This is a genomic window from Streptomyces sp. NPDC014006 (genome assembly GCF_043088925.1).
GTDB lineage: Bacteria > Actinomycetota > Actinomycetes > Streptomycetales > Streptomycetaceae > Streptomyces.
This window is the reverse complement of the sequence record NZ_JBICAJ010000040.1, coordinates 1-11222: the sequence shown is the minus strand read 5'-3', so window position 1 is coordinate 11222 and position 11222 is coordinate 1. Positions and strand designations below refer to the sequence as shown.

Annotated in this window: 9 protein-coding genes; 7 read left to right on the top strand and 2 right to left on the bottom strand. The window is 67.4% G+C overall.

The features are described from left to right. Window positions 1-106: 106 nt before the first annotated feature. The 6 genes from ACF1GV_RS42220 to ACF1GV_RS42195 all read left to right on the top strand — a co-directional run bounded on the left by ACF1GV_RS42220 (window position 107) and on the right by ACF1GV_RS42195 (window position 8113). Window positions 107-913 carry a class I SAM-dependent methyltransferase gene (locus ACF1GV_RS42220; RefSeq protein WP_391692442.1) on the top strand — a complete coding sequence of 269 codons (807 nt, stop codon included), beginning with the start codon at window positions 107-109 and terminating at the stop codon, window positions 911-913. A 68-nt stretch (window positions 914-981) separates the two neighbouring features. Next, window positions 982-2325, top strand: a complete 1344-nt coding sequence (locus ACF1GV_RS42215) for a UDP-glucose dehydrogenase family protein (protein WP_391692440.1) — start codon at window positions 982-984, stop codon at window positions 2323-2325. Between the two features lie 288 nt (window positions 2326-2613). Next, entirely contained in the window at window positions 2614-4197 is a 1584-nt protein-coding gene (locus ACF1GV_RS42210; protein WP_391692438.1) for a putative PEP-binding protein, read from the top strand. A gap of 90 nt (window positions 4198-4287) precedes the next feature. Then, entirely contained in the window at window positions 4288-5718 is a 1431-nt protein-coding gene (locus tag ACF1GV_RS42205; RefSeq protein WP_391692436.1) for a Gfo/Idh/MocA family oxidoreductase, read from the top strand. Window positions 5719-5749: 31 nt separating this feature from the next. Then, on the top strand, window positions 5750-7306 hold the full coding sequence (locus tag ACF1GV_RS42200) for a glycosyltransferase family 4 protein (RefSeq protein WP_391692434.1): 1557 nt from the start codon (window positions 5750-5752) through the stop codon (window positions 7304-7306). Window positions 7307-7339: 33 nt separating this feature from the next. Next, window positions 7340-8113 carry a TauD/TfdA family dioxygenase gene (locus ACF1GV_RS42195; protein ID WP_391692432.1) on the top strand — a complete coding sequence of 258 codons (774 nt, stop codon included), beginning with the start codon at window positions 7340-7342 and terminating at the stop codon, window positions 8111-8113. Between the two features lie 111 nt (window positions 8114-8224). Here the strand turns inward: ACF1GV_RS42195 and ACF1GV_RS42190 are convergent, their stop codons facing one another. Next, complete coding sequence (locus ACF1GV_RS42190; protein WP_391692430.1) at window positions 8225-9532, bottom strand: UDP-glucose dehydrogenase family protein; 1308 nt, start codon at window positions 9530-9532, stop codon at window positions 8225-8227. A gap of 39 nt (window positions 9533-9571) precedes the next feature. Then, window positions 9572-10027 (bottom strand): DEAD/DEAH box helicase family protein, encoded by a 456-nt coding sequence (locus ACF1GV_RS42185; protein WP_391692428.1) that lies wholly within the window; start codon window positions 10025-10027, stop codon window positions 9572-9574. Window positions 10028-10442: 415 nt separating this feature from the next. Here ACF1GV_RS42185 and ACF1GV_RS42180 point away from each other — a divergent pair, with 415 nt between their 5' ends. Then, window positions 10443-10637 carry a hypothetical protein gene (locus tag ACF1GV_RS42180; RefSeq protein ID WP_391692426.1) on the top strand — a complete coding sequence of 65 codons (195 nt, stop codon included), beginning with the start codon at window positions 10443-10445 and terminating at the stop codon, window positions 10635-10637. The last annotated feature ends 585 nt before the right edge of the window (window positions 10638-11222 follow it).

Sequence of the window (11222 nt, the reverse complement as noted above, 5' to 3'; positions counted from 1 at the left end):
CCGGTGCCTCACAGTCTTTTTAGGGAGCAAGAAACGAATGACCGACTCGATGAACTCCACGAGGCCCACGGGGGGCCCAAAAGAGCCCGCTTCCCACAGCGACGGGGTGTACGCGGATCCCGGAGGGATCTTCGCCTCCTGCGGGAAGCCCTACGTCAAGTTCCGTCGCCGGCACGCCCCCGTGGTCATCGACTACCTGACCCACCTTGCCCCCTCCCCGGCCCGCGTCCTGGATCTGGGCTGCGGTCCGGGAACTCTCGCGCTGGATCTGGCGGAGCGTGGGATGCGGATCACGGGGGTGGACGCGTCGCAGGAGATGCTGGACGAGGGCCGCACATGGGCCAGGCAGCGGGGCGTGTCCGAAGCGGTCGAGTGGCGGTGCGGGGACGCCGCCAGGGTGGATCACGTCGACCGCCTGGGTACCTTCGACGGCGCCGTCATCGCCGACGCCTTTCACTGGTTCGATCGCCAGCGGGTCCTCACGGCCCTCGACAAGATCGTGCGACCAGGCGGATTCGTCGCCATCGTCGGCTACCGCGCCCCCGAGACACAGCGGGAATGGTGGCACCCGCTGCTGGTCAAGCTTCGTGAGAAGCACCTCGGCGCCGCGGATCTGGCGGGTCCGAGCACCCCGTACGTCCGCCCTGAGGTGGGACACGAGGCGATGGTGCGTGCGTCGCCTTTCAACCGCGTGTCCGTGCTGAGGGCCGACTACCGACGTGAGTACACGCTGGACGAACTCGTGGGGCTGCAACGCACCTTCGCCTACTCGTCGGCGGCCACCCTCGGCGAGAAGCAGGAGGCGTTCGAGGCCGACCTGCGATCGACGCTGAGCACTGTGCAGCCCAGCGGGCTGTTCGCCACCACCCTGCAGGCCGCGGTGATCGTGGGGCGCCGCTCCGAATCCCGCTAACTGACCTGCGTCACCGGCCGTCGCGACAGCGGCGGCCTCCCATTCACCACAGGACTCCTGGAGGACTCATGAAGATCACCGTCGTCGGCTGCGGCCGACTGGGCACCCCCTACACCGTTGCGTTGGCCGAGGTGGGGCACGACGTCGTGGGCGTGGAGATCAACCCGGAGGCGCTCGCGGCGCTCCAAGACGGTCGCTGCCCGTTCGACGAGCCCGGCGTGACCGACTACATCCGCAAGAACGTCGACGCGGGCAGGCTGCGGTTCACCGACTCCTTCGATGAGGCGGTCGCCCACGGTGAGCTGTTCTTCCTCGCCGTGCCGACACCGCAGAAGCAGGACGGCGCGACGATGGATGTCACGGCCGTTGAGGACGGCATCCGGCAGATCGCCCGACGGCTGACCCGCGACGTCGTCCTCATCGGAAAGTCGACTGTCCCGGTTGGCACTGCGGAGCGAATGGCAGCTTTGGCTGCCGACATCACACCGTCGAGTGTGAAGCTGCGGATCGGGTGGAGCCCGGACTTTCTGCGCGAGGCCCTGTCCATGGAGACGACGCTGCGTCCGGCCCGGCTCGTACTCGGCACCTCGCCCACGGACCGTGAGGTAGTCGAGGCCGTCGTCCGTCAGGCATGGGCGCCGTTCGTGGACGCCGGGGCCGAGCTGCTGGTCACCGACTTCGTCACTGCGGACCTGACGAAGGCGGCGGCCAACGCCTTCCTGTCGACGAAGATGTCGTTCATCAACCTCGTGGACGACATGTGCCGGGCCGCTGACGCGGACATGACCGTCGTCGCCCGCTCCCTGGGCCTGGACCCCCGCATCGGCGAGTTCGGGTTGACGCCGGGCCTCGGATGGGGCGGCTCCTGCCTGGGCAAGGACATCCGCGCCTTTGCCGACCGGGCAGAGGACCTCGGAGCCCACACAACGGCCCGATTCCTCACGCTCGTCGACGAGGTCAACACCACCCGCCGGATCACGGCCGTCGACCACGCGCGCACCGTCGTCGGAAACCTGGCCGACGCGACGGTCGCGGTGTGGGGCGCTAGCTTCAAGCCCGGGGTGGGCGACATCAGTGACTCGCCCGCCCTCGACGTGGCCGTGCGGTTGCACCAGGCCGGAGCGACGGTGCGTCTCTACGACCCGAGCGTCAACCACCTGGTTGACCGACTCCACCCCTACCTCACGGTGGTGGACACCGCACAGGACACCGTCGAGGGGGCCGACCTCCTCATGGTTCTGACGGACTGGCAGGAGTTCAGCGACCTCGACCCCTCCGTGCTCACTGAACACGCCGAGCCCCGAACGGTCATCGACGCCCGCCGCTGCCTGAACTCGCAGCGTTGGCAGGAAGCCGGCTGGATCCACGAGCCCCTCGGCTACACCCGTCCCGCGCTGGGAGACGGCCGATGACCGCGAACAACCCGCCCGTCGTGCTCGAGGGAGCCACTGCTCACCACGGTGACCGTAAGCACCCCAGCGGGAAACCGCGTTCCGCAGACACTACTGCCCCACGCCGGACTGGCCCCACGCCGGACTGACACCTCAAGACTGAGAACCAACTGAACGCAAACCTGCATAGACGGTCGTTTCGGGTGCGCCGACAAGTCGGCGCACCCGAAACGACCGGCGCGACTGTGAACACCGGATCGGCGGCCACCAGCAGCGCCCGCCGAAACCTTCCCGGCACTTGAGCCTGGCATGGGAGGGAGGGATTCACCAGGTCGTACGTCCTCGCTTCGCTGCGGGCGCTCCACCTGGCAAATCCCTCCCTCCCATGCCGGTCGGCCCGTGCCGGGAAGGGCTCCCGGCGAGGCACTGAACCGGCGACCGCCGATCCGGTGCCTCACAGTCTTTTTAGGGAGCAAGAAACGAATGACCGACTCGATGAACTCCACGAGGCCCACGGGGGGCCCAAAAGAGCCCGCTTCCCGCAACCCGCTCCTCGTGCTTGACGGAGCCACTGTTCACCACGGTGTCGGTGGCACCCGCGGCTTCGTCGTGGCCCCGGTACGGCACCTGCACACCCAAGTCGGAACGCCTGCCAGTGGGCCCAGCATCCTGATCGCTCACGACCTGACACCTGCAGACACTGCGGCACTGGACCTCAACGAGATCGCTGCGTTCTGCACGAGCGCCGGGGGCCCCACCTCCCACGCCGTACAGGTTGCCTACGGCCTGGGCATTCCCACCGTGGTTGCCGCTGGGGACGGGGTGCTGACCATCCCGGAGGGGGAGATGTGCGCCCTCGACGGCGACACCGGCACCCTCTACGTCGGGTTGGCGGGCAGCGACCTGCACGCCGCGATCGCCTACCAGGACCGTGCCCTCGCACAGGCCCGCGCCCGATCCGCAGACGGGACCGCAGCCGGGACGACTCCGGTCACGCTCACCGGAACGATCCTGCGAGCTTCTCAGGCCGCCGAACTGCACGCGGCTGGTGCCCACGGCATCGGCCTCCTCGCCACCGAGCTGCTGTTCCTGGGCCAGGAACAGAACCTCACTGACGAGGAACAGCACTACCAGGCCTACCGCTCGATCACCCGTGCCGTGGGAGACGCGCCCGTGACGCTGCGCACGCTGGACATCGGCGGCGACAAGGACATGCCAGGGCTGAACCTGCCCCGAGAGGACAACCCCTTCCTCGGGGTGCGGGGCGTCCGCCTGAGTCTGCGCCGACCGGACCTGTTCCTGCCGCAACTGCGGGCGGCCTATCGTGCCGCACGCGAGGACGGGGCCCTCCTGCGCCTGATGTTCCCGATGGTGACCACGATCGAGGAGTTCATCCAGGCCGCGCAGATGGCACGGGAGGTCCAAGCCGAGCTGGCGGCCCCCGACCTCCCCCTGGGAGTGATGGTCGAGGTCCCGGCCTGCGCTCTGGCTGTCGACCAGTTCGTCGAGCACGTCGACTTCCTCAGCCTCGGAATGAATGACCTCACCCAGTACCTCACGGCGACCTCACGTACGAATCCGGCCCTCGCTCGCGACATCGACCCATTGCACGTCGCCGTCACCCGCACCGTGCATTCGGTGGCCACGACCGGCGCCGCCAAGGGCGTTGCCGTGTCCGCCTGCGGGGGACCGGCCGGTGATCCCGTGAGCGCCGTCGTTCTGGCATCCCTGGGTGTCACCGCCCTCACGGTCGCTGTGCCCCACCTCCCCGACGTGCGCGACGCACTGCGCCGGGCCGACGCAGCCAGCCTGCGCACGATCCGTGAGCACGCGCTCGAAACCGGCGGCAGCCGGCACCTGCGGGACCTCGTCACCACGCTGCTCGACCTCTGAGCGGAGTCCCGCCTCGCTCACCCACCTCATCCATGTTTGCCGCCACCCGCTTCAGCGGGTGGCGGCAAACTGCTTTGAAAGGACGACACCATGTCTTCACGCTCACTGCGAACGATCAGCGTCCTGCTGGTCGGCGGCTGCGGCCACTGGGCGGCGGCCGAGAACCACGTACCGGCCATCCTCACCCTCAAGGAGCAGGGCTTCCTCGTTCGCGTGGCCGCCATCTGCGACTTCCGCGACCCCTACGACCAGGCACTGCTGGGGCACATGCCCCACCTGCGCTCCATCGTGACGCAGGACCGCCCCGTGTGGATCCGACCCCAGCAGGGCGAGCCCACCGATGCACTGGAGCGTCGCCTGCAGCAGGCTCATCGCGAGCACCACTTCGACGTGGTCATCGTCGCCTGCGACCCCGTTGCCCACTTCCCCTACCTGAAGTGGGCAACGGACCAGGGCATTGCCGTGCTCTGCGACAAGCCGATCATCTGCGTCGAGGATGCAGCCTTCAACCCCGACCGTGCCGCCGAGATCCGCCGCCAGTTCGACGCGCTGCTGCACGCCCACCGAGCGCAGCCCGACCACCTGTTCGCGGTGCCCCTGCGGCGACGCGCCAACGACGCGTTCGTGCGCGTCGGCGAGTTGATCCAGGACGTCCACGACACCCACCAGCAGTCCCTGACCATGGGCCACATCAACGTTTCCGGCGGGAACTTCCGGCTGCCTGAGGAGTACGCGCTGGGTAACGCGCACGGCTACACGCACGGCGTGGGCGCGCTCGCCTTCTCCAGCTACCACTACCTCGACGAACTGACTCGCTACCTCCTGCTCGCCCCCGGCCAGATCACCGCTCTGCGCCTGACCCTGCAGTACGTCCGCCGTGTCGGCGACCACCTGGCGACCGGACTCAACGACGTCCTCGGCACGCTCCTGCATCCCCGTTCCGAGGTCGAGCTCCCCGCCGTGGAACTCAGCGACCGCATCGCCCGGGCTGAGATGGACTTCGCCTTCACGGTGGAGCTCCTCAACTCCCGGCAGCAGTCCCTCGGAGTGCTCACTTACAGCTTCACCTCCAACTCCTGTTCCAACCGCAGCGTGGGTGCGCTCACCCGCGACGCCGAGGACGCGGTCGCCTACCGCGAGAAGGGGCGGATGTCGCAGTACGTCATCGACCTGCACCAGGGCAACCTCCAGCACCTCCGCGTGACCAAGAACGACGCGGTCGGCGAGGCGTACAGCATCCGTCTGGAGCACCGACGCAACCCGCTCGTCGGCGGCGAGGGACGACGGGAGCACGTCTACAACAACGCGCACGACAGCAGCGCCGTCACCCCACGGGACATCACCGCGGCCTTCATCACGATGGCCGCCGGCCGTACCCCGGAAGCGACCATCACCGACAAGATCGCCTTCCTCGACGGACAGGTCCTCACCCATCGGGTGTTCGCCGCCATGTACGAGCTGATCGCGTCCCACCACCACGACGCGCGCTCCTGCCCGTCGGTCCTCATCGACATGTCCTGAGCACGGCCCACACACGCAGAAAGGATTCACCTTGATCGCCCAATGCACCGTGGACCACGGCATCCTTTTCTACCCCCGCGGCGGATCATCCCTGGTTGTCAAGTACCTGACAGAACACCTGCGCGCGGCAGGCCGACCGGCCAGGGTTTTCGCAGGATCACTCGGCACACCCGGGGACTACTCGCACGCATGGTCGTTCTACGACCCGGCCCACCTGGTCGTCTCCGACTACAGCCCCGCCGTCGCCGCCCACAACACCGGCCGCGACCCCCTGCAGGAACCCGTTCCCCTGCACCCCTCCTACGAAGACCGCGGAGACGTGCCGGACCGGCTCTTCTCCGCGGTGTCACCCCGCACCACCACACACATCGAGGACTACTGGACCAGGAAGTTCGCCGCACACGACGCCGGCACGGGCGGCCTGCTCCACCTGCACCACCTCACACCCCAGCACGCCGCCGCCCGCCGACTCGGCCGCACCGTCGTGACCACCCTGCACGGCACCGAACTGAAGTTTCTCGACGCCGCGCAGCGCCGCATGCAGCTGGCCGCCGTCCACGGCTTGACCGTCGCCGAACTCGGTCACCGCTTCCAGAGTGACCCGCGCTCGGTGCTCTCCCTGATCGGCCAGGGCGACGAAGCGGCCACGTGCAACGCCGAACAGTTGCTCCGCGACCGATGGGACAACTGGACCCACGCCGCATTCTGGGCCCGGGCGCTGAGGGAACACGCCCAGATCAGCGAGCGCATCACCGTCATCTCTGAGCAGGACCACGAACTCGCGCAGAGACTTCTCCACGTCCCCGCCCACCGACTCGAAATCATCCCCAATGGGGTCGACACCACCCGCTTCCAGCCCAACCCCACCCTCAGCGACACCGACCGACGCACCCTCCTGCGCCGCTGGCTGGTGGAGGACCCGCAGGGCTGGCTGCCTGACCAGGGACCCGGCACCATCGCCTACACGCAGTCCGACATCGACCGCATGCTTCGCGACAGCGACGGTCGACGGCGCCCCCTGCTGCTCTGGATGGGCCGCTTCCTGCACTTCAAGCATCTGCACGTGCTCCTGCACAGCTTCGCCGCCCTCCGGCAGAGCGCACCGGTCCGCCCGACCCTGCTCGTCCTGGGCGGCTATCCCGGCGAGTGGGAGGGTGAGCACCCGCACGCCTTGGCCTCTCGCCTGGGCATCACCGACGACGTGTACTTCGCCGGATGGCGCCCCCACAGGGACCTGGTCGACGGCCTGACCGCAGCCGACCTGTTTACGGCCCCCTCCGTGGACGAACCCTTCGGCCTCGTCTACCTGGAGGCGATGGCCTCAGGGATCCCCGTCGTCGCCTCGGCCAGCGGCGGCCCTCTCGGCTTCATCCGGCCCGGCGGGCCCCGGCCCACAGGGTGGCTACCCGCCCCCGGCGACACCGACGACCTGCACGCCACGCTGCTGAGCGCCCTCACCCACCCGGAGGAGATCGCACGCCGGGGACGCAACGCCCGTGACTTCGTCGTCCAGCACTACAGCTGGCGCACCATCGCCGACCGATACGAACAAATGTACGACAGTGTCCGGGCACGTGCCGGCGCATAGAGCCCATACCAACAGGCAGAAGGAGAACCAAACGTGACAGACCGTGAATTGATCTCCGAAGTGAACGAGCGTGGATACGCGGTCGTCTCCACTCCGGTGATCGCCGACGACCCGTTCGAGGCACACCGGCGCGTCGCCCAGTTGCTGGGGCTGCCCGGCGCCTACACCCCTCTGCTCTACATGGACCCGGAGGTCCGTGCTGCAGTGGGCCAGGTGGGGCCGTACAACGAGATTCCCCGGGACACGAAGTCGGTGCAGCCGTGGTCCGAGATGCAGGGGCAACTCTTCCATGTGGATGGGCTGCTGGAACCGCTCGGCGGAATCAAAACCACCATCCTTCACTGCCTCACCCAGGCGCATTCCGGCGGCGGGACGGAGCTGTTCTTCTCCTGCGATGCCTTCACGGAGCTGGCGGAGACCGATGAGCACGCGGCGCAGAGTCTTCTCGACCCTGCGGCCCTGACGCGCTTCGCGACCATCTCGGAGTCAGCCCCCGACCGCCTGCGCGCCACAGGGCCGGCCTTCGGTTGGGTAGACGGAACACTGGTCACCCGCTTCTCGGACGGACCGACCGAACTCTGGAACGTCCAGGAGAACCCCGACCTGCAGAGGGCACTCGACTACCTGCGCGGGCGGGCACTCGAAACGCATCGGGTGCAGGTCCGTCTCAAGCCGGGCGAGATGCTGATTTTCCGAAACGACCGAGTCTCACATCGCGGCTGCGCCTATCAGAACGGCGCGCACCCTCGCCGCCTCACGCGGTCAATGTACAGCAGCGCACCCCGCGACAGCTCGCGGCACAGGTAAAGGCCGGCTGGGCCGGGTCCGTCGATCTCGACGGATCTGGCGCAGCGGCGTCTTCCGGCCCGTTCGGCAACACTCACAATCGCCGAACGGGCCGGAGGACTTATCGAGGTTTTACGCGCCGCGTACTGTCCTGCGGCCCACGCTCATGTAAGTGAAGCCGAGTGAGCCCATCCGACGCGGTTCGAGCAGATTGCGTCCGTCGAAGATCAGCGGGCGAGCCATCGCGGCCGCCGCTTCGTCCCAGGCGACGTCCCGCAGTTCTGGCCAGTCCGTCACGATGACCACCGCGTCCGCGCCAGTCATTGCCTCCAGGGGCGTAGCGTAGCGCGTGGTCGACGGCCATGGAGCGGTATCGAGGGAGCGGGCGAGCGGATCCCAGCAGCGGACCGCAGCGCCCTCAGCCAGGAACCGTGAGGCGAGGATCGTACTCGGAGCCTCGCGTACGTCGTCCGTTCCCGGCTTGAACGTGATGCCCAAGAGAGCGATGGTCCGGTCACGGAGGCAGCCGTCCAATTCGTCCTTCAATCGCTGGACCGCTCGCCGCGGCTGGAGGTCGTTTACCTCGATCACGGAGCTGAGCATCTGGAACGAATATCCGGAGTTGCTGGCCATAGCCCGCAGCGCCCGGGAGTCCTTGGGGAAGCAACTGCCACCCCATCCCACACCGGCCTTCATGTAATGCGGTCCGAGCCGATGATCGAGGCCCACCGCATGAACGACGTGCTCAACGTCGGCACCCGTCGCCTCGCAGACCGTCGCGATCTCATTGGTGAAGCTGATCTTCGTAGCCAGGAGGGCGTTGGCGGCCAGCTTCACCATTTCCGCTGACGGAACGTCCATCTCTACGACCGGTCCGTCCACGCCCTCATGCAGCTGAGCGACAAGTTTCGTGGTCTGAGGATCATGGGCCCCGATCACCACGCGATCCGGCTTCAGGAAGTCGCGCACCGCCCGTCCCTCGGCGGTGAACTCAGGATTCGAGGCATAACCGACGTGTTGGAGTCCTGCCCTGTCCATCGCAGCTCTGACCCGTGCACCGGTACCCACGGGAACCGTACTTTTGACCACCACGGCAGCCAGATGACGGGCCTCGCCCAACGTGTCGACGACCTGCCAGATTCTGGACAGGTCAGCGTCCCCGGACGGTGTCGAAGGAGTGTCCACGCACACGTACACGACATTCGAATCCCGGACAGCTTCCTCGGCGTCGAGGGTGAACGTCAGCCGGTCGGCGTTCTCCGCGATCAACTCGCCCAACCCATCCTCATGAATCGGGAGACCGCCGTTCTGGAGAATTTTGATGCGTTCCTCTTGAATGTCGCGAACGACGACGTCATGCCCCAGCTTCGCGAAGCAGGCGCCGGTCACGAGCCCAATGTAGCCCGCACCGAAAACAGCGATTCGGCGTTTCTCCAGCATTGGTCGGTCCACCTTTCTGGCGTCGAGACCCCCTGCCCCTCAGCCGCATTTGACGATAGAGCACACCGGGGTGGTACAGCGGGCGCATGATGCAGGTACGCGATAGGTACGCGATATGTACGCTTCCCGATCCTGCTGCCCGAAACCCGGTGCGCCTCGTCCACGACGATCAGGTTCCACCCCGGCAGGCCTGGCAGCATGAGCTCGCTCGAGCGTGCCGAGCCCGAGGTAGGCGTACGTGGCCAACACCGTCACCTTCTCCAACGGCCGTGCCCAGGCGACCAACTCGTCCACGTCCGTGGTGTTCGGGAAGGACGCCTCCGGCCCCCGCAGGGAGGAGACCCCGCTCATCGGCTCGCTGGGCCCGCCCTCGCGCCAGGCGGCCCCTGTCTGCGCGAGCAGGTCGAGCGAGGGCACGAGCACCAGCACACGACCCGCCTGCAGCGCCTCCGCACTGCGCATGGCGACGAGAGTCTTGCCCGATCCGGTCGCCATGACCACCTTGCGTCCGCAACCCCCCGCTCGGACACACTCGATCTTGCAGGCAATTCGAGTGCTCGGAGAACCGCGTCCACGGCTTCACGCTGATGAGGACGAAGTTCTGTCACAGCCATCCGATCCATCCTCCCCCGGCGGGCCGGACAACACCTCTCACCCCCCACACAGCCAACCACCAGTTTCTCCAAGGGGATTGATCCGCCAGCCCTGACCGTATCCCCGGCTCCCACAGTCCGATGCGGGACACAGACGCCGTCTCCAGCGGATTACACGCCTCTCACACGCCCACAGCACTGCAGCCATCTGATTCCAGACTCTATCGCAAAGAAAAAATGAAGCAGATGCCGCAAAGAATCGACACGGAACCCACGGGTACTCCACAGTCATCACCGCCGACCATCCGGAAGAGGCCATGGAACAGAAGACCGAGAACACCGAACGCAACCGGTTCTGCAAGGCCTGCGGCACACCCGCCGAGAACGGGAAGCTATGCCAGCACTGCGGCGCCGTCCTGGACCTCCCCGACGGTTCAGGACTGATCGAAGACCAAGGCGCAGCCATACGACGCGACTTCGAAGGACGTACCCATCAGCAAGAGCAAAACTGACCGAAACAGCAGAAGCGAACCCCGGTCTGCTGAACAGCAGGCCCAGGGGTACACGGGCCCGCATGGCATCCAAGACTGATCGCATCATCTCCCTGCGGGCCGTGCGGCAGTTGCGCCGGATCCGTGCCTTCTACACGGCAGGCGTCCTGATGTGGGCGGCCTCGACCGCCTGGACAGCCTGGCAGTCTCCCGGCGGCCGGCAGATGTGGCATCCGTCCTCCTCCTGGCCATTTTCACCGGCCTGTTGCTCACAGCCTCACTGTGGCTGAAGAGCCTTCAGGCAGCCAGCCCGGCCCGCGGCAGCGGGCCGTATTGGTCCCGGAGGCGCAGCCGCAGGGACCCACCAGGCGGGGAGCGCAGCGGACCGCCGACCGGGCTGAAGCGAAGCGCAAGCCCCCGGGGGCGCAAGCCCCCGTCCGTTCCGGGAGCGCAGCGAACGGAACGTCATCCCGCCTGCTGCGCAGGCGGGATGAGCGGGATGCTGCGCATCCCGTCAACGCTCCCGCGGAGCGGGAGCGTAACCACCGCGCGCAGCGCGGTGGTTCGCTTGCATCGCGCGCCGCGCGATGGGCCCCGCTCCGCGGG